This is a genomic window from uncultured Ralstonia sp. (assembly GCA_913056305.1).
In the GTDB taxonomy this organism is placed as follows: Bacteria; Pseudomonadota; Gammaproteobacteria; order Burkholderiales; family Burkholderiaceae; genus Ralstonia.
Genome location: CAJXMR010000075.1, coordinates 1 through 19,145, shown reverse-complemented (window position 1 = coordinate 19,145; position 19,145 = coordinate 1). Strand labels below are relative to the sequence as shown.

The window sequence follows — 19,145 nt, the reverse complement described above, 5'->3', positions numbered from 1 at the left end:
GCACCGGCTTGCCCGCCAGCGCGCTGGTCAAGTCCAGCGTGACGGTCTCGCCCGGGGCATAGACGGCCTTGTCGGCGCGCACGGTCAGGTCCAGCGTCGGCTGCGTGACGACGATGCCGGCGTTCTGGAACACCATGTCGCCGTCGCGCACGTAGAGCACCGAGAACGTCATGTTGGGCGCGAAATCAGGGCCGATCTTGATGCGGGCGCGGTACTGCGTGGGCGTGACCTTTTTCAGGCTCAGCCAGTCGCCGGCGCCGGAGAGCAGCGCATGACGCTCGACCTTGTCGCGCTCCAGCGTGAGCAGCGCGTCGTCCACTGGCAGCGGGAAGGTGATCAGTGCCTCGGCGGTGTCGCCGATCTGGTAGCGGTCGCGGTCGAACACCATCTCGATGTTGCCGGGCACGGTCTGCACGCCGTCGCCAGCCACCCAGTGGCTGGACGCGGCGAGCAGGTTGCCGGCGGCGTCACGCACCGACAGCGTGTACGAACCCGGCTGGTCGAACTTGACCGGGAAGGTCGCGTTGCCCTTGGCGTCCGGAGAGAGCGTGCCTTCGGTGCGGGTGCGCGTTTCCAGGCGCACCAGGTCCCACTTGGCGGGTGGCGCGGTGGCACCGCGCGCGCCGTCGACGGCGGGCAGCGGCGTCAGGTTGAACGAGACGTCCTGGCCCGGCGTGGTGAAGTTCGACGTGGTCGCCAGCTTGTACGGCGTGGCGCCGCGCGCGACCAGCAGCTCGCGCGTGACCTTCACACGGTAGGCTGCGCCATCGTTGGCGAACACCGTCACCACGTAGCGGCTCGGCTCCTTGGCGGCGGGCAGCGAGAGCGTCGCGTTGCCGTCGCCGTCGGTGGTGAGTTCCTGCTGCTCCAATTTGACGGGGAACAGGCCCGCGTAGCGCAGCTCGCCCTCCACCATCGTCACCTGCTGCGCGCGCAGGCTGACCGACACCCTGCCCTCCTTAACCGGCTTGCCGTCCGGATAGCGCAGGCTGATCTTGCCCTTGACCGCCTCGCCCGTGCCGTAGCTGGCCTTGTCCAGCGACAGGTTCACGTCGAAGTGCGGCTTGATGTATTCGGCCACGTGGAAGGCGCCGCCGTAGGTGCCACCGTTGTAGTCGAAGCGCAGCGTGTAGCCGCCGGCCGGTGCGTTGGCGGGCAGCGTGAAGCGCGTGTCGGCGCCAGTCTCGCCGGCCAGGCGCGTAGTGGACGTGGCCACCGGCGCGCCGTTCGGGTCGATCACTTCCAGCTTGATGTCACCAGCGGCGGGCACGGTCGATTCGGTCGCGTTCTTGAAGTTGCGGCCGATGAACTTGACGCGCACCTCGTCGCCCGGGCGGTACAGCGGGCGATCAGTGAAGGCGTACAGCTTGGTGTTGTAGATCTCGCTGTCGTAGTAGAAATTCCCGGAGATGAACACGCCGCCGGCGCGGTCGCTGCCGATCAGGTAGCTGCGCTCGGGCGAGACGTGGCGCAGGTCGGCGGTGCCGTCGGACTCCGTCGTGCCGGAGGCCAGCACGCCGACGCCATCCGTCCAGCTCACGGCCGCGCCGCTCACCGGCTTGCCGCTCTTGCGCTCGGCGGTCCACACCATCATCCCCTGCGAGGTGCCCTTGGTCACGGCCACGGTGTCGGAGACGAACAGCAGCGTGTGCGCGCGGTACGCGCCGATCACCGCCTCGACGATGTACAAACCCGCCGGCAGCTTGCCCACCGGGATCATTACGTTGCCGACGTTCTTCGGCGCCCACTCGCTGCTGCTGCCCTCGAGCTTGACGTCCTTGGGCGGGGCGATCGGCTTGGCGTCCCAGATCGGATAGCGGAAGCGGCCGAGCAGCTCGTAGCCCTTGAGCGGCGCGTACTGCGGGTTGTTCGCAAAACGCGTGGGCGCGATCATCTGGTCGCCCATGCTGAACTGCGGCGCGGTTTCCACCGCCTTGCTGCGCGTGGCGAACGACAGCACGCGCTGCCAGGCGCGGCGGGCCTGACGCGTCCAGTTGTCCCACAGATAGGCCAACGTGTTGGCCAGGCCTTCGCCGGTGTAGTTGGCCTTGACGTCGATGCGGTGCAGGTTCTTCTGCGCCTTCAGGAAGTCGAGCGGCTGCGGCACGCGGTAGACGAGGATGTCGGCGCCGCCGTAGCGGGCCAGTTCGTCCTTGTATTCGCGGCCCGGGGCTTCCAGGCGGACCAGCGCTTCCTGGTCGGTGCCGTAGCTGGCGTCCGACAGCAGGAAGAACGGCTGGCCCTTGATCGGCTCGTAGCCGCTGCTCGGCACGTCGAACAGCGTGGGGTTCGGCACCTCGCGTTTGGCGGGCGCGTCATCCGCATGCGCGGGCAGCGCGAAGGCCAGCACCGTCAGGCAGACGGCGGCGACGAGATTGAACGAACTGAACGACGGGAACAAACGCCGGCGGTTGCGCATAGGTTTTTCTACCGTGTCAAAAAGGCCAGACGAAACACGCCGATGAAGTTGGGGTTGCCGCCCTGCGGCTGCCAGCGCGAGTCTTTCCATTGCATCAGTTCAGAAACCGGGACCGCGCGCAGACCGTTGTCGGTGCGGGTGACGGTGCCGGTGTGGTAAGCGATGTAGCGATCCATCCAGATCATCAGATGCTGGTCGTCGCCTTGATCGAAGAACAGCAGGTCGCCGGGCAAGGCCTGGTTGACGTCCTTGGCGATGAAGCGGCTGTTCTGCTGGATCAGCCCGAGCGCGGAGACATACGCGCCGGTGCTGCCGTCGATGCGCGTCCAGCGCTGCGTGAGCGTGCGCTGGGCGGGCGTGAGGTTCAGTTCGGGCGGCAGCTGCCGCGCCGATTCCGCGTCGCGCATGCCGTTGGCACGCAGCCAGCGGGCGTCATGCGGGCGCAAGGCCTCGCCGGCGGCGAAGCGCACCAGGCCGGCGCAGTCGCGGTGCGTCCAGCGCGGCGTCGGGCCCTGGCGCAGCTGCTCGTTGACGATGCGCACGAACCACGCGCGGAACACGCTTGACTGATCGGGCGAGAGCGCGTCGGGGTCAGCGGGCGCAGCATCAGCCCAGCCGGACAGCGCGTGCGCCGAGGGTGCGAACGTCTGTGCGAGCAGGCAGGCGCCGGCCACCGCCAGCCAATGGCGGCGGCTCGGCGCGGCGGCCAGGGCGCGCGATGTCATTGCGTGCTGGTGCTGTCTGCGGGAGTGGGGGCAGCGGCCTCGGTGGCCGGTGCCTCTGCGGGGGCGTCAGCGGCCGGCGGCGGCGTACCATCGCCACCCGCAGGCAGTCCGCGCCCGCTGGACAGCCACGTCACCGGCACCCAGCCGCGCGACGACGGCACGCCGCCATCGAGCGCCAGCGACACCGGCGCATAACGCGCCAGCGCCTTGAGCTTCGGGAACAGGTGCGTCTGCGCGGCGTTCAGGAACACGGCTTCCTGGTCGGCGGGCAGCGCGGCACCGGCTTCGCGGCGGATCAACGGCGCGAGCGAGGCGGGTGTCATCGTCAGCACGATGCGCTCGGTCTTGTCGCGCGGCAGGCTGTCGGCCACGGCCGGGAAGCGCTTGGCCAGCACCGCCAGCGCATCGTCGACGAGGCGCGCATCCGGCGAGAACACCACCACGTCGCCGGCCACGGCCAGCGTGACGGGGAAGTAACGGTCCGCCGACAACTGCGCCGCGAACGGGGCACCGGCCGCCTGCGCCGTGCCGTAGCGGGCGCTCACCGGGCGCTGCCACAGCGTGGCATTGGCCGGGCCCTGGCGCGTCGTCACCGGCAGGCGCTTGTACGCGCCGGATTTGTCGTCGGCCTGCGCCTTGGCTTCATACGCGCCGACGATCTGGCCGAACAGCGCGCCCAGCGCCGGTTTGACGGCCTCGGCCTGCGACGCCGACGACAGGCGCGCCACAAACAGCGGCGCCACCAGCGACGACTTGCCGTACCAGCACGCGGCGGCCGGACCGGTGAAGGCCTCGCCCACGTGCGCCGCGGCTTCCGCGATCTCCTTGGCATCGCCGGCCACGGTGCGCAGCAGCGCGCCGGCGGCCTTCCAATCAACTGGCAGCGTGGCGCAGGCCGCCGGATCGGCGGGCAAGGCGTGCCACAGGGCAGCGTTGTCCCACTTGCCGGACAGGTGCGACGGATCAATCAGCGCGGCGCTTTGCCAGCCGTTGCCTGCGGTGCCGGCCCCGAAATCGAAGCGCAGCGCCTCGATGCCGGGGAAGTACTGCTGGTAGCCGAACGATAGGTAGTTGGCACTCACCACGACATGATGGCCGGTCGGCTCCGGCGCCGGCAGCGCGTACGCGCTGCCCTGCACGTTGCGCTTGCCAGCATCGTCCGACAGCAGCGCTGCCAGGGCGCTCGCCTGCTTGGAGACCGGCTTGCCGTCCTTGTCGAGCAAGATGCCCGGCTCGGACAGCGCGATCAGCCGGTCGCCCTTACTGGCGATCAGGATCGAGCGCGTGGCGGACAGCTTGAGTGCGTAGACCGGCGCGCCGGAATCGCCCAGCGCATCGGCCACCTTGGAGAGCTGCGTATCGTTCGTTGTGCTCGCGGCCACCGTGGCGACGGCTTCCAGCGCCTTGGCCAGGCCGTTGCGCTGCATCGAGAGCACCCAGTAGCGCAGCTTGTCGTCGGGGCCACGCCACAGCATTACGCGGGCGGGCTCGTCGAACACATGCTTGAGCACGGTCTCGGCCAGGTCGAGCTTCTGCTCGTAAGCAAGGCGCCGCAGTGCGCCGGCCACCGAGAGGCGGTCTTCGTTGCCTTCGTAATAGGCGACGAAATCTTCGGTCAGCACGTCGCGCAGCAAGGGCACGCGCAGCACGTCGCGCGGCAGTTGCGACAGGCTCTGGCTGTCGATCAGGGCGTCGGGATAGGTCAGGTCGAGCTGGACCTCGCGGGCATGCAGCGCGCGCGTGCGGCCGAACGGATGCCACACCAGCTGGACAATGACCGCCGCCCCAACCACCAGCGCGGCCGCGCCGATGACGATTTTCTTGCGTGTGAGCTTCATGGAGGGATTCGTCGGCAAGACAGCGGGAGAACCGGTGCGATCACCGCAAAGCCGCGTGCGGTCCGGTTTTGTGAACGGCCGATCATAGCGCCGCCGAGCGAAATGTAGGTTAACGTCCACTCAAAATCAGACAACGCAAACGGCGCGATGATGTGGGTGAGTCCACCCAGGCAGACGGCATCGCCCGCCGCCTGCGCCCTCCATGCAAGCCCTCACTCTCTTCCTGTGCGGCGATGTGATGACCGGGCGCGGTATCGACCAGATCCTCACGCACCCCAGCGCGCCGCAGCTGTACGAGCCCTATGTGCGCTCCGCCGTCGACTATGTGCAGTTGGCCGAGGACCGGAACGGGCCGATCACGCGCCCCGCGCCGCCCGCCTACCCCTGGGGCGATGCGCTCGCGGAACTGTCGGCGCGCGCGCCGGACGTGCGCGTCATCAACCTGGAGACCGCCGTCACCACGAGCGACGACGCCTGGCCAGGCAAAGGCATCCACTACCGCATGCACCCCGACAACCTCGATTGCCTGCGCACGGCGGGCGTGGACTGCGCGGTGCTGGCCAACAACCACGTGCTCGACTGGGGGCGCGCCGGGCTGGCCGAGACGCTGGTGACACTGGACAAGGCGGGCATCGCCCATGCAGGCGCAGGGTTGGATGCAGTCCAGGCCGGGCAACCCGCGGTGCTGCCGCTGGCGGGGGGCGGCCGTGTGCTGGTGCTGGCCTGCGCGATGGAGAACGCCGGCGCCCCGGCGGCATGGAAGGCCACCGAGAACCGCTCCGGCGTGCATCTGCTGCAAGCCTGGTCGGACGCCGCCGTCGAGCACATCGCCGAGCAAGTCCGCAGCGTGCGGCAACCCGGCGACAGGGTGGTGTTCTCGATCCACTGGGGATCGAACTGGGGCTATGCGATCGCCCCCGGCCGGCGCGCCTTCGCCCGCGCGCTGGTGGAGCTGGCCGGCGTCGACATCGTGCACGGCCATTCGTCGCACCACCCACTCGGCATCGAATGCCATGCCGGCAAGCCAATCCTCTACGGCTGTGGCGATTTCATCAACGACTACGAAGGCATCGGCGGCTATGAGGAATACCAGCCAGATCTGGCGGTGATGTTCTTTGCGCGCTTCGGTGGCGGTGACGACGCTGAACTGACGCTGGTGCCGCTGCGCCGCGAGCGCTTCCGGCTGCGCTACCCAGATGAGCACGACATCGCCCGGCTCATTGCCGTGCTCAACCGCGAAGGTCGTGCACTGGGGACCGTGGCCGAGCGCACGGGCATGTGCGAAATGCGCGTGCGGGCAGCCTGACCTCGCGAGACGCGCAGACAAAAAAAAGCCCGGCACAAGGCCGGGCTTTGATGCGGAGAACGCTGCCTAACTTCAGGCGGCGCCGCCTTCCTCTTGGTGGACGACGGGCGTCTCGAAGATCGAGGCTTCTTCTTCGGCAATCGCTGCTGCGCGATCGCGGTCGGCCACTTCCTTCGCCTTGCGGGCGCGGTGGTAAGCCAGACCGGTACCGGCCGGGATCAGACGGCCGACGATGACGTTTTCCTTCAGACCACGCAGGTCGTCGACCTTGCCCATGATGGCGGCTTCGGTCAGCACGCGCGTGGTTTCCTGGAACGACGCCGCCGAGATGAAGCTGTCGGTCGACAACGAGGCCTTGGTAATACCCAGCAGCAGGTTCTCGTAGGTCGCCGGACGCTTGCCCAGCGCGATCACCTTGTCGTTCTCGTCGAGCAGGTCCGAACGTTCCACCTGTTCACCCGGGATGAAGCGGGTGTCGCCCACATCGGCGATCTGCACGCGGCGCAGCATCTGACGAACAATCACTTCGATGTGCTTGTCGTTGATCTTCACGCCCTGCAGACGGTACACGTCCTGCACTTCGTCGACGATGTAGGTCGCCAGCTCTTCCACGCCCTTCAGACGCAGGATGTCGTGCGGGTCGGCCGGGCCTTCGACAATCATTTCGCCCTTGTTGACCACCTGGCCGTCGTGCACCAGCACCTGCTTTTCCTTGGCGATCAGGAACTCATGGGCGATGCCGTCGAGGTCCGTAATCACCAGGCGCTGCTTGCCCTTGGTGTCCTTACCGAACGAGGTCGTGCCGGTGACTTCCGCCAGAATGCCGGCGTCCTTCGGCGAACGCGCTTCGAACAGCTCGGCCACGCGCGGCAGACCACCGGTAATGTCACGCGTCTTCTGCGATTCCGTCGGGATACGGGCCAGCACTTCACCGACCTGCGCTTGCTGACCATCCTTCACGGTAATCAGCGCGCCCACCTGGAAGCCGATGGTCACGGAGTGGTCCGTGCCCGGGATCTTCACTTCGGCGCCCGACGAGTCGAGCAGCTTCACCTGCGGACGGATGCCCTTGGTGGCGGCCGTGCGACGCTTGGCGTCGATCACGACCAGCGTCGACAGACCGGTCACTTCGTCCATCTGCTTGGCGACGGTCACGCCTTCTTCGACGTTCTCGAACTTGATGGTGCCCGAGTATTCCGAAATGATCGGACGCGTCAGCGGGTCCCACGTGGCGAGCTGCGTGCCGGCCTTGATGGACTGGCCATCCTGCACCAGCAGCGTCGCGCCGTACGTGATCTTGTGGCGCTCGCGCTCGCGGCCGTGGTCGTCGGTGATCAGCGCTTCGCCCGAACGCGAGATGACGATCTGCTCGCCCTTCGCGTTGGTGACGTAACGCATGGTCGCCGTGAAACGCACGATACCGGTCGCCTTGGCTTCCACGCTCGAGGCCACTGCCGCACGCGATGCCGCACCACCGATGTGGAACGTACGCATCGTCAGCTGCGTGCCCGGCTCACCGATCGACTGGGCGGCAATCACGCCCACCGCTTCGCCCGAGTTCACCAGCACGCCGCGGCCGAGGTCGCGGCCGTAGCACTTGGCGCACAGGCCGTAGCGCGTGTCGCAGGTCAGCGGCGTGCGGACCTTGACCTCGTCCACGCCGATCGAATCGATCAGCTCGACCAGGTCTTCGTCCAGCAGCGTGCCGGCTTCGATCGCGGTTTCCTGGGTTTCCGGGTTCACCACGTCGTTGATGATCACGCGGCCCAGGATACGGTCGCGCAGGGCTTCGATCACTTCACCGCCTTCGACCAGGGCCTTCATGGCCACGCCGTTGGAGGTGCCGCAATCGTCTTCCACCACCACCAGATCCTGCGTCACGTCGACCAGGCGACGGGTCAGGTAACCCGAGTTCGCGGTCTTCAGTGCCGTATCGGCCAGACCCTTACGTGCACCGTGGGTCGAGATGAAGTACTGCAGAACGTTCAGGCCTTCGCGGAAGTTCGCGGTAATCGGCGTCTCAATAATCGAGCCGTCCGGCTTGGCCATCAGGCCACGCATACCAGCCAGCTGACGGATCTGCGCCGCGGAACCCCGTGCGCCCGAGTCGGCCATCATGTAGATGGAGTTGAACGACTCTTGCTTGACGGTCTTGCCGTTGCGATCGACCACGTCTTCGGTCTGGAGCTGCTCCATCATCGCCTTGCCCACCTGGTCGCCGGCGGCGCCCCAGATGTCCACGACGTTGTTGTAACGCTCCTGGTCCGTCACCAGACCCGACATGTACTGCTTGTCGTATTCCTTCACCTTGGCGGCGGCCTCGGAGATGATCTTCTCCTTGGCCGGCGGCACCAGCATGTCGTCGATGGCGATCGAGATACCGGCGCGCGTGGCCAGGCGGAAGCCCGACTGCAGCAGCTTGTCAGCGAAGATCACCGTCTCGCGCAGACCGCATTTGCGGAACGCCGTGTTGATCAGGCGCGAGATTTCCTTCTTCTTCAGCGGCTTGTTCAGCACCGAGAACGGCAGACCGCGCGGCAGAATCTCCGACAGGATCGCGCGGCCGACCGTGGTGGCCTGCAGCGTGATCTTCGGTGCAAAGCGGGCGTCGCCGTCGGCTTCCGGGTTGACCAGGTCGTACTCGGTGATGCGCACGTTCACGCGGGAAGCCAGTTCGACTTCCTTGTTCTCGTAGGCACGGATCACTTCCGAGATGTCGGCGAAGGTCATGCCTTCACCGCGGCCGTTGATCTTGTCGCGGGTCGTGTAGTACAGACCCAGCACCACGTCTTGCGACGGCACGATCGACGGATCGCCGTTGGCCGGGAACAGCACGTTGTTCGACGCCAGCATCAGCGTGCGCGCTTCCATCTGCGCTTCGAGCGACAGCGGAACGTGGACAGCCATCTGGTCACCGTCGAAGTCGGCGTTGAACGCCGCGCAGACCAGCGGGTGCAGCTGGATGGCCTTGCCTTCGATCAGCACCGGCTCGAACGCCTGGATACCCAGACGGTGCAGCGTCGGTGCGCGGTTCAGCATCACCGGGTGCTCGCGGATCACGTCTTCCAGGATGTCCCACACCACCGGCGTCTGGCTTTCGACTTCCTTCTTCGCCGCCTTGATGGTGGTGGCGATGCCCATCGTTTCCAGCTTGTGGAAGATGAACGGCTTGAACAGCTCGAGCGCCATCAGCTTGGGCAGGCCGCACTGGTGCAGCTTGAGCGTCGGGCCCACCACGATGACCGAACGGCCCGAGTAGTCCACGCGCTTGCCCAGCAGGTTCTGACGGAAACGGCCGCCCTTACCCTTGATCATTTCAGCCAGCGACTTCAGCGGACGCTTGTTGGCGCCGGTCATCGCCTTGCCACGACGGCCGTTGTCCAGCAGCGAGTCCACTGCTTCCTGCAGCATGCGCTTTTCGTTGCGCACGATGATCTCCGGCGCCTTCAGCTCGAGCAGACGCTTCAGACGGTTGTTCCGGTTGATCACGCGGCGATACAGGTCGTTCAGGTCCGACGTGGCGAAACGGCCGCCGTCCAGCGGCACCAGCGGACGCAGCTCGGGCGGCAGCACCGGCAGCACTTCGAGGATCATCCAGTCCGGCTTGATGCCCGAACGCTGGAATGCCTCGAGCACCTTCAGGCGCTTGGCGAACTTCTTGATCTTGGCTTCCGAGCCCGTGGCCTGCAGCTCGGCGCGGATCGTCTCGATCTGCTTCTCGATGTCGATGCCGCGCAGCAGCTCGCGAATGCCTTCGGCGCCCATCATGGCGACGAACTCACCCTCGCCGTACTCGTCGCACTTGGCCAGGTAGTCGTCTTCCGACATGATCTGGCTCTTCTTGAGCGCCGTCATGCCCGGCTCGACCACGACGAATGCTTCGAAGTACAGCACGCGCTCGATGTCGCGCAGCGTCATGTCGAGCACCATGCCCAGACGCGACGGCAGCGACTTCAGGAACCAGATGTGCGCGGTCGGCGCAGCCAGTTCGATGTGGCCCATGCGCTCACGGCGCACCTTGGCCAGCGTCACTTCCACGCCGCACTTCTCGCAGATCACGCCACGGTGCTTCAGGCGCTTGTACTTGCCGCACAGGCACTCGTAGTCCTTGATCGGGCCGAAGATCTTGGCGCAGAACAGACCGTCACGCTCGGGCTTGAACGTGCGGTAGTTGATGGTCTCGGGCTTCTTGACTTCGCCGTACGACCACGAACGGATCTTCTCAGGCGACGCGAGGCCGATCTTGATCGCGTCGAACTGCTCTTCTTGCTGTACCTGACGGAATAGGTCGAGCAATGCTTTCATTCCAAACTCCTTGAGTTTGAGGCTGGCACCCCGAGGGGCACCGGCCCTAAATCTTCGTCAATGGCGGCTGTTACTGGAGCGTGGCGGTGCAGCTGCCACGCCCCCATCCCACCGGCGGCTTAGTTGCGCTCGAGGTCGATGTCGATACCCAGCGAGCGGATTTCCTTCACCAGCACGTTGAACGATTCCGGCATGCCGGCATCGATCGAGTGCTCGCCCTTGACGATGTTCTCGTACACCTTCGTCCGGCCGTTCACGTCGTCCGACTTGACGGTCAGCATTTCCTGCAGAACGTAGGACGCGCCGTACGCTTCCAGTGCCCACACTTCCATTTCACCGAAACGCTGGCCACCAAACTGGGCCTTACCGCCCAGCGGCTGCTGCGTCACCAGCGAGTACGGACCGGTCGAACGCGCGTGCATCTTGTCGTCGACCAAGTGGTGCAGCTTCAGCATGTGCATCACGCCCAGCGTGACCGGACGCTCGAACGCCTCACCGGTGCGGCCGTCGAACAGCGCGACCTGCTGCTTGGAAGCGGTCAGGCCCTTTTCCTTCGCGATGTCTGCCGGGTAGGCGAGGTCCAGCATGCGGCGGATTTCGTCCTCATGCGCACCATCGAACACCGGCGTCGCGAACGGCACGCCCTTCTTCAGGTTCTCGGCCAGTTCCAGCACTTCAGCGTCGGACAGGCTGTCCAGGTCTTCCACCTTGCCGCTTTCGTTGTAGATCTGACCCAGCAGCTTGCGGATCTCGGCAGCCTTGGCTTGCGCCTTGAGCATGTTGCCGATGCGCTCGCCCAGACCGCGCGCGGCCCAGCCCAGGTGGGTTTCGAGAATCTGACCCACGTTCATGCGCGAAGGCACGCCCAGCGGGTTCAGCACGATGTCGGCAGGGGTGCCGTCGGCCATGTAGGGCATGTCTTCGATCGGGGTGATCTTCGACACGACACCCTTGTTACCGTGACGGCCGGCCATCTTGTCGCCAGGCTGCAGGCGGCGCTTCACGGCCAGGTACACCTTGACCATCTTGATCACGCCCGGCGGCAGTTCGTCGCCTTGCGTGAGCTTCTTGCGCTTCTCTTCGAACGCGAGGTCGAAGTCGTGGCGCTTCTGGTCGATGGCGACCTTCACGCCTTCCAGTTGCAGTGCCACTTCGTCATCCGACGGACGGATGTCGAACCAATGCCACTTGTCCAGATCGGCCAGGTATTCCTTGGTCAGCGCGGTGCCCTTGGCCAGCTTCTTCGGGCCGCCGTTGGCGACCTTGCCCACCAGCAGACGCTCCAGACGCTGGAAGGCATCGCCTTCCACGATACGCAGCTGGTCATTCAGGTCCAGGCGGTAGCGCTTCAGTTCTTCATCGATGATGGACTGGGCGCGCTTGTCGCGCACCACGCCTTCACGCGTGAAGACCTGCACGTCGATCACGGTACCGCTCATGCCCGAGGGCACGCGCAGCGAGGTGTCCTTCACGTCGGACGCCTTCTCGCCGAAGATCGCGCGCAGCAGCTTCTCTTCCGGCGTCAGCTGGGTCTCGCCCTTGGGCGTGACCTTGCCAACCATCACGTCGCCGGCTTCGACTTCCGCGCCGATGTATGTGATGCCCGATTCGTCCAGGCGCGCCAGTTGGGCTTCAGCCAGGTTCGAGATGTCGCGCGTGATTTCTTCCGGTCCGAGCTTGGTGTCGCGGGCGACGACCGACAGTTCCTCGATGTGAATCGAGGTGTAGCGGTCCTCCGCAACCACACGCTCCGAGATCAGGATCGAATCCTCGAAGTTGTAGCCGTTCCAGGGCATGAACGCGACCAGCATGTTCTGGCCGAGCGCGAGCTCGCCCATGTCGGTCGAGGCGCCGTCAGCGATCACGTCGCCGCGGGCGACCTGGTCGCCCACCTTGACCATCGGACGCTGGTTGATGTTCGTGTTCTGGTTCGAACGCGTGTACTTGATCAGGTTGTAGATGTCGACGCCGACTTCACCGGCCACGGCTTCGTCATCGTTCACGCGGATCACCACGCGGTTCGCATCGACGTAGTCGACCAGACCGCCACGGGTGGCCTGCACGGCCGTACCCGAGTCGACCGCCACGGTGCGTTCCACGCCCGTACCGACCAGCGGCTTGTCTGCACGCAGGCAAGGCACGGCCTGACGCTGCATGTTGGCGCCCATCAGTGCACGGTTCGCGTCATCGTGCTCGAGGAACGGCACCAGCGAAGCTGCAGCCGACACGATCTGCGACGGCGCCACGTCGATGTACTGCACGCGGTCCGGCGTGACCATCCGGGTTTCACGCTCGCTGCCTTCGCGCGCGGAGACCAGTTCGTCGGTCAGGTTGCCGTTTTCATCGACCGTCGCGTTGGCCTGCGCCACCACGTACTTGCCTTCCTCGATCGCCGACAGGTAGTCGACCTGGTCGGTCAGCTTGCTGTTCTCAACCTTGCGGTACGGCGTTTCCAGGAAGCCGTAGTCGTTCAGCTGCGCGTACAGTGCCAGCGAGTTGATCAGACCAATGTTCGGACCTTCCGGCGTTTCGATCGGGCACACGCGGCCGTAGTGGGTCGGGTGCACGTCGCGGACTTCAAAGCCCGCGCGCTCGCGCGTCAGACCGCCCGGGCCCAGTGCCGAAATACGACGCTTGTGCGTGACTTCCGACAGCGGGTTGGTCTGGTCCATGAACTGCGACAGCTGCGACGAACCGAAGAACTCGCGGATGGCCGACGAAATCGGCTTCGAGTTGATCAGGTCGTGCGGCATCAGGTTTTCCGTCTCGGCCTGGCCGAGGCGTTCCTTCACCGCGCGCTCGACGCGCGACAGGCCGGCGCGGAACTGGTTTTCCGCCAGTTCGCCGACGCAACGCACGCGACGGTTGCCGAGGTGGTCGATGTCGTCCACTTCGCCCTTGCCGTTGCGCAGGTTCACCAGCAGCTTGATCGTGTCGAGGATGTCGTCATCCGTCAGCACCATCGGGCCGGTGCCTTCCGAACGGTTCAGACGGCTGTTGACCTTCATGCGGCCCACGCGCGACAGGTCGTACGAGTCTTCGCTGTAGAACAGGCGTTGGAACAGCGCTTCGACGGCGTCTTCGGTCGGCGGCTCGCCGGGGCGCATCATGCGGTAGATGGCGATACGCGCGGCGGTCTGGTCAGCCGTGTCGTCCGTGCGCAGGGTGGCCGACATGTACGGGCCCTGGTCCAGATCGTTGGTGTACAACGTCTGGATTTCCTTCACGTCGGCGTCGCGCAGCTTCTCGAGCACGCCTTCGGTCAGCTCGTCGTTGGCGTTGGCCAGGACTTCACCCGTATCCGGATCGACGATGTTCTTCGCCAGCACGCGGCCCAGCAGGTAGTCTTCCGGCACGCTGATCAGCTTGGTGCCGGCCGAGTCCAGGTCACGGATGTGCTTGGCGTTGATGCGCTTGTCCTTCTCGACGACGACCTTGCCGTTCTTGTCGGAGATGTCGAAGCGCGCGACTTCACCGCGCAGGCGCTCGGGCACGAATTCCATCAGTGCGCCGTCGCTCTTGAGCGTGAAGTTGTCGAACACGAAGAAGTGCGCCAGGATCTGTTCCGGCGTCAGGCCGATCGACTTCAGCAGGATCGTCACCGGCATCTTGCGGCGGCGGTCGACACGGAAGTACAGGATGTCCTTCGGGTCGAATTCGAAGTCCAGCCACGAGCCGCGGTAAGGGATGATGCGTGCCGAGAACAGCAGCTTGCCCGAGCTGTGCGTCTTGCCCTTGTCGTGCTCGAAGAACACGCCCGGCGAGCGGTGCAGCTGGGACACGATCACACGTTCCGTGCCGTTGATCACGAACGAACCGGTCGACGTCATGAGCGGAATTTCGCCCATGTAGACTTCCTGTTCCTTGATCTCCTTGACCTTGCCCGGGTTCTCGCGATCGTTGATGATCAGGCGCACTTTCGCGCGCAGCGCCGAGTGGAAGGTCAGGCCACGCTGCTGACATTCCTTGACGTCAAACGGCGGGTTGGACAGGTGGTACGACACGAATTCCATGCGTGCCAGACCATTGTGCGACACGATGGGGAAGATGGCGTTGAACGCCGCTTGCAGACCTTCGGTCTTGCGCTGAGCGACAGGCGCGCTCTCCTGCAAGAACTGGGCATACGATTGAATCTGAGTGGCAAGCAGGAAGGGAACCTGATGCGCCGTTGCGCGCTTCGCGAAACTCTTGCGAATGCGCTTCTTCTCGGTAAAGCTGTACGCCATGGGATCTCCGAATCATCGCAAGTGCGCGACGGACATGGGCGAACGATCTCGCGCCGGGCACTTGAGGTGTTCAGCGACTGGTGACGGGATTTGGCGGTTGGCCGCTACCAACCTCTGGCTGACGGTACTGCGCGCGCCGCCCGCACATGAACCCATGGAGCCCATGCTACGGACGGGGGAGCACCCGACCAAACTTGCCTTCTGCAGTCGGTTCAGAAGACAAACATCAGCGGACTGCGAACTACCTAGTGTGCCACTGATGTTTGGCCTCTGCTGGCCTGGATACGGCCGGCTGCTGGAAAAACCAGCGAAAGAGCCTTAAAAAGCATTTGCTACGTGATTGTGGCAGCGCTTACTGAGCGGCTCCACAAGCGCAAAAAGGCTGGCGCCGGGAAATCTCCCTTTGCCAGCCTCCGTCGCGTGCCGCTGGAGCACGCGAGACCTGCACTTACTTGATTTCGCCTTCCGCGCCGGCTTCCACCAGCTTCTTCAGGGCTTCGTCGGCGGTCTTCTTGTCGACGCCTTCCTTCACGGGCTTCGGTGCGCCGTCGACCAGGTCCTTGGCTTCCTTCAGACCCAGGCCGGTCAGCTCACGCACGGCCTTGATCACGCCAACCTTGTTCGCGCCGGCACCCTTCAGGATCACGGTGAATTCGGTTTGCTCTTCAGCAGCAGCTGCTGCGCCGCCGGCTGCCGGGCCTGCAACTGCCACAGCGGCAGCCGACACGCCAAACTTCTCTTCGAACGCCTTGACCAGGTCGTTCAGGTCCATCACGGACATCGCGCCAACGGCGTCGAGGATCTCGTCTTTGGTGATTGCCATTTGTATAACTCCAGAATGTGATTCGGTATCGATCGTGCGATCTGTACGTGGTGCTGCGGCCGGTTAGGCTGCAGCAGCCTCGCCTTCGCCTTGCTTGGCAGCCAGGGCACCCAGGGCACGGGCAAAGCCCGACACCGGTGCCTGCATGACGAACAGCAGCTTGCTGAGCAGTTCTTCGCGGCTCGGGATCGAAGCGAGCGCCTTCACGGCGGCAGCGTCGAGCACCTTGCCTTCGTACGAACCAGCGCGCAGCACCAGCTTGTCATTGCCCTTGGCGAAATCGTTCAGCACCTTGGCCGGGGCCACTGCATCTTCGGAAATACCGTAGATCAGCGGACCGGTCAGTTGCTCGGCGAGTTCGGCAAACGGCGTGCCTTCCACAGCGCGGCGTGCCAGCGTGTTCTTCAGAACGCGCAGGTAGACGCCTTGCTGGCGCGCTTGCGCGCGCAGCTTGGTCAGATCGCCAACCGTGATACCGCGATATTCAGCAACGACGATGGTCGAGGCCTTGGCGACTTGCGCCGTTACCTCGGCCACGACGGCCTTCTTATCTTCGAGATTGAGTGCCACGGTTAAGCTCCAAAACGACGTCGGTTTCCGCCACAACGGCAGTCACCTCAGTCAGTCCAAAAGTACGGCGTCCGATTGGCACAAATCACTTCGGCAATACCAAAGTCACTCATTCCCTTCGGGGGCGCCATCTGCGTTGGCTTAGGCGCTCTCCGTTGCCGGATTGCGCTGCGATTAAGGTGTTGGCTCGACGAGCCCTTCACCGCCAACGGTCTTTGATAACCAGCGGCATCAACGTGCTTGCGCTCGCGTCAGCCACTGCCCAAAGTCCTTCCCTCAACTTACGAGGGTCGCGCGGCCGGAGCCACGCGGGAGAAAACTGCAAACGCCGGGGTGGTTATCGGGCCACCCGGCGCGAATGACCGGGAACGATCAGGCGGCCAGCGTCGCTTGGTCCACACGCACGCCCACGCCCATCGTCGACGAGACGGCGACCTTGCGCAGGTAGATGCCCTTGCTCGAAGCCGGCTTGGCCTTGGTCAGCGCGTCCAGCAGTGCGGCCAGGTTGCTCTTCAGAGCAGCCGGCTCGAACGAGCGGCGGCCGATGGTGGCGTGGATGATACCGGCCTTGTCGACACGGAATTGCACCTGACCCGCCTTGGCGTTCTTCACGGCGGTGGCGACGTCCGGCGTCACGGTGCCGACCTTCGGGTTCGGCATCAGGCCGCGCGGGCCCAGGATCTGACCCAGCGTACCGACCACGCGCATCGTGTCCGGCGAAGCGATCACAACGTCGAAGTCCATCTTGCCGGCCTTGATCTGCTCCGCCAGGTCTTCCATGCCGACGATCTCGGCACCAGCAGCCTTGGCTTGCTCGGCCTTCTCACCCTGGGCGAACACAGCCACGCGCACCGACTTGCCGGTACCAGCGGGCAGCACCACCGAACCACGAACGACCTGGTCCGACTTCTTCGCATCGATGCCCAGTTGCACGGCCACGTCGATCGACTCGTCGAACTTGGCGCTGGCGCATTCCTTCACGAGGCTCAGGGCTTCGTCGATCGGATAGAACTTGGTGCGCTCGACCTTGGCCTTGTTCGCGGCCACGCGCTTCGAAATCTTTGCCATGATTACAGGCCCTCCACCGTGATACCCATCGAACGGGCGCTACCGGCGATCGTACGCACGGCGGCGTCGAGATCAGCTGCGGTCAGGTCCGCGTTCTTTGCCTTGGCGATTTCTTCAGCCTGGGCGCGGGTGATCTTGCCGACCTTGTCGGTGTGCGGCTTGGCCGAACCCTTCTGGATACCGGCCGCCTTCTTGATGAGCACGGTCGCCGGCGGCGACTTCATCACGAAGGTGAAGCTCTTGTCGGCGAAGGCGGTGATCACCACCGGCACCGGCAGGCCCGGTTCCATACCTTGAGTCTGCGCGTTGAACGCCTTGCAGAACTCCATGATGTTCAGACCGCGCTGACCCAGGGCCGGGCCGACGGGCGGGGACGGATTTGCTTTACCAGCCGGGATCTGCAGCTTGATAAAGCCAATAATTTTCTTGGCCATCTTGACTCCAATCCGGATTGCCAATCTGCAGCAATCCTATTGAGTGGTAACGCATCAGCGCAGGGCTGACGCTCCTCTGTTGGCGCGGGCGCGCATTGTGAATTGCGCCACCGTTGCCCGCCAAGTCCATCGGACCGGGCGATCGGCGCGCTGGCTTACGCCAACGCACCCAATGCTTTACACCTTCTCGACCTGGCCGAACTCGAGCTCGACCGGGGTTGCACGCCCGAAGATCGTCACGGAAACGCGCAAGCGCGACTTCTCGTAGTTCACTTCCTCGACGTTGCCGTTGAAGTCGGTGAACGGGCCTTCCTTCACGCGCACCATTTCGCCCACTTCGAACAGCGTCTTCGGACGCGGCTTCTCGACCCCTTCCTGGATCTGAGCCATGATCTTATCGACTTCGCCCTTGGAGATCGGCGAGGGCCGGTTGCCCGTGCCACCGATGAACCCGGTCACCTTGGCGGTGTTCTTGACCAAGTGCCAGGTCTCGTCGGTCATCTCCATTTCGACAAAGACGTAGCCGGGGAAGAGGCGGCGTTCGGTCACGGTCTTGCGACCGCTCTTGCTTTCCATCACCTCTTCCGACGGCACCAGAATTTGGCCGAACAGATGTTGCAGGCCTTCGCGCTCGATGCGCTCCTGCAGCGCGCGTTGCACGCTCTTTTCCATGCCCGAATAGGCATGGACGACATACCAGCGCTTCTTCGAGGCCGGTGCGGACGAATCCGTGGGCGTGTCGTTCGCTACGTTATCCGTCATTGCTTCACCTGATTATTTCCAGCCCAGCACGAGCGAGAAGATCACCCACTCGATGAGCTTGTCCGCAGACCACAGGAACAGGGCCATGATCACCACGAAGGCGAACACCAGACCGGTCATCTGCCCGGCTTCCTTGCGCGTCGGCCAGACGACCTTGCGAACTTCGCGGTACGACTCGCGGGCGAACTCAATAAAGCTCTGCCCCGGCGCGGATACCAGTGCGACACCGGCGCCCAGCACCAGCCCACCGATCAGCGAGGCAGCACGGACGTAAGCCGGCTGTTGCGCCAGCAGGTAAAAACCGATCACCCCGGCGACCAACAGCAGGAACGCCACGACCAGCAGCAATTTGCCGCTGGAGGTGTTGACAGTTTCGACGTTCGGATTGGCCATGTTTCCCAAACGAGACAAGCCGCGTGGCGCTGTATCGCGCTACGCGGCTGATGAATTGGCAGGGGCAGAGGGAATCGAACCCCCAACCTTCGGTTTTGGAGACCGACGCTCTGCCAGTTGAGCTATACCCCTAGAACAACTTTGGGGTTGCCATTCGGTCAACCCCACTCTGGCACTTCACGTGCGGCCGGTTGGCAGCCGCACGGAAGAGTTACAGCAACTTACTTGAGGATCTTGGCGACGACGCCAGCACCGACGGTACGGCCGCCTTCGCGG

Annotated in this window: 12 protein-coding genes and 1 tRNA gene; 1 reads left to right on the top strand and 12 read right to left on the bottom strand. The window is 64.7% G+C overall.

Going from position 1 to position 19,145, the window contains the following annotated elements:
- The 3 genes from QZ609_RS13615 to QZ609_RS13605 all read right to left on the bottom strand — a co-directional run.
- On the bottom strand, window positions 1-2,419 hold a 2,419-nt coding region (locus QZ609_RS13615), incomplete at its 3' end, for an MG2 domain-containing protein (protein ID WP_295495548.1).
- 8 nt (window positions 2,420-2,427) lie between these two features.
- Entirely contained in the window at window positions 2,428-3,144 is a 717-nt protein-coding gene (locus QZ609_RS13610) for a DUF1175 family protein (protein ID WP_295495545.1), read from the bottom strand.
- Window positions 3,141-4,982: a DUF2138 domain-containing protein gene (locus QZ609_RS13605; protein WP_295495542.1), complete on the bottom strand. Its 1,842-nt coding sequence runs from the start codon at window positions 4,980-4,982 to the stop codon at window positions 3,141-3,143. The genes QZ609_RS13610 and QZ609_RS13605 overlap by 4 nt, the downstream gene beginning before the upstream one ends.
- Window positions 4,983-5,184: 202 nt before the next feature.
- Here QZ609_RS13605 and QZ609_RS13600 point away from each other — a divergent pair, with 202 nt between their 5' ends.
- The gene (locus tag QZ609_RS13600) at window positions 5,185-6,288 is read left to right on the top strand and encodes a CapA family protein (protein ID WP_295495540.1); all 1,104 of its coding nucleotides are present in this window, start codon (window positions 5,185-5,187) and stop codon (window positions 6,286-6,288) included.
- Window positions 6,289-6,360: 72 nt separating this feature from the next.
- On the opposite strand, the gene rpoC is transcribed toward QZ609_RS13600, so the two are convergent.
- The 9 genes from rpoC to QZ609_RS13555 all read right to left on the bottom strand — a co-directional run bounded on the left by rpoC (window position 6,361) and on the right by QZ609_RS13555 (window position 19,001).
- Window positions 6,361-10,593, bottom strand: coding sequence for a DNA-directed RNA polymerase subunit beta' (rpoC, locus tag QZ609_RS13595; RefSeq protein WP_295495537.1), 4,233 nt, complete (start codon window positions 10,591-10,593; stop codon window positions 6,361-6,363).
- Between the two features lie 119 nt (window positions 10,594-10,712).
- A complete protein-coding gene (gene rpoB, locus QZ609_RS13590) occupies window positions 10,713-14,819 on the bottom strand; it encodes a DNA-directed RNA polymerase subunit beta (RefSeq protein WP_295495534.1) in 4,107 nt (1,368 codons plus the stop codon).
- Window positions 14,820-15,267: 448 nt separating this feature from the next.
- Window positions 15,268-15,642, bottom strand: a complete 375-nt coding sequence (gene rplL, locus QZ609_RS13585; RefSeq protein WP_295495531.1) for a 50S ribosomal protein L7/L12 — start codon at window positions 15,640-15,642, stop codon at window positions 15,268-15,270.
- Between the two features lie 63 nt (window positions 15,643-15,705).
- Window positions 15,706-16,212, bottom strand: coding sequence for a 50S ribosomal protein L10 (gene rplJ / locus QZ609_RS13580; RefSeq protein ID WP_295495528.1), 507 nt, complete (start codon window positions 16,210-16,212; stop codon window positions 15,706-15,708).
- Between the two features lie 372 nt (window positions 16,213-16,584).
- Window positions 16,585-17,280, bottom strand: coding sequence for a 50S ribosomal protein L1 (rplA, locus tag QZ609_RS13575; protein WP_295495525.1), 696 nt, complete (start codon window positions 17,278-17,280; stop codon window positions 16,585-16,587).
- 2 nt (window positions 17,281-17,282) lie between these two features.
- Window positions 17,283-17,714, bottom strand: coding sequence for a 50S ribosomal protein L11 (gene rplK / locus QZ609_RS13570; protein ID WP_004634453.1), 432 nt, complete (start codon window positions 17,712-17,714; stop codon window positions 17,283-17,285).
- A gap of 177 nt (window positions 17,715-17,891) precedes the next feature.
- Window positions 17,892-18,476, bottom strand: coding sequence for a transcription termination/antitermination protein NusG (nusG, locus tag QZ609_RS13565; protein WP_295495519.1), 585 nt, complete (start codon window positions 18,474-18,476; stop codon window positions 17,892-17,894).
- A 12-nt stretch (window positions 18,477-18,488) separates the two neighbouring features.
- Complete coding sequence (secE, locus tag QZ609_RS13560; protein WP_048935965.1) at window positions 18,489-18,869, bottom strand: preprotein translocase subunit SecE; 381 nt, start codon at window positions 18,867-18,869, stop codon at window positions 18,489-18,491.
- Window positions 18,870-18,925: 56 nt separating this feature from the next.
- A tRNA-Trp gene (locus QZ609_RS13555) sits at window positions 18,926-19,001 on the bottom strand.
- Window positions 19,002-19,145: the final 144 nt, after the last annotated feature.

Excerpts from the sequence above, each read along its gene's own strand:
- QZ609_RS13610 (WP_295495545.1), bottom strand. The coding sequence starts at position 3,144 with ATGACATCGCGCGCCCTGGCCGCCGCGCCGAGCCGCCGCCATTGGCTG.
- QZ609_RS13605 (WP_295495542.1), bottom strand. The coding sequence starts at position 4,982 with ATGAAGCTCACACGCAAGAAAATCGTCATCGGCGCGGCCGCGCTGGTG.
- QZ609_RS13600 (WP_295495540.1), top strand. The coding sequence starts at position 5,185 with ATGCAAGCCCTCACTCTCTTCCTGTGCGGCGATGTGATGACCGGGCGC.
- rpoC (WP_295495537.1), bottom strand. The coding sequence starts at position 10,593 with ATGAAAGCATTGCTCGACCTATTCCGTCAGGTACAGCAAGAAGAGCAG.
- rpoB (WP_295495534.1), bottom strand. The coding sequence starts at position 14,819 with ATGGCGTACAGCTTTACCGAGAAGAAGCGCATTCGCAAGAGTTTCGCG.
- rplL (WP_295495531.1), bottom strand. The coding sequence starts at position 15,642 with ATGGCAATCACCAAAGACGAGATCCTCGACGCCGTTGGCGCGATGTCC.
- rplA (WP_295495525.1), bottom strand. The coding sequence starts at position 17,280 with ATGGCAAAGATTTCGAAGCGCGTGGCCGCGAACAAGGCCAAGGTCGAG.
- rplK (WP_004634453.1), bottom strand. The coding sequence starts at position 17,714 with ATGGCCAAGAAAATTATTGGCTTTATCAAGCTGCAGATCCCGGCTGGT.
- nusG (WP_295495519.1), bottom strand. The coding sequence starts at position 18,476 with ATGACGGATAACGTAGCGAACGACACGCCCACGGATTCGTCCGCACCG.
- secE (WP_048935965.1), bottom strand. The coding sequence starts at position 18,869 with ATGGCCAATCCGAACGTCGAAACTGTCAACACCTCCAGCGGCAAATTG.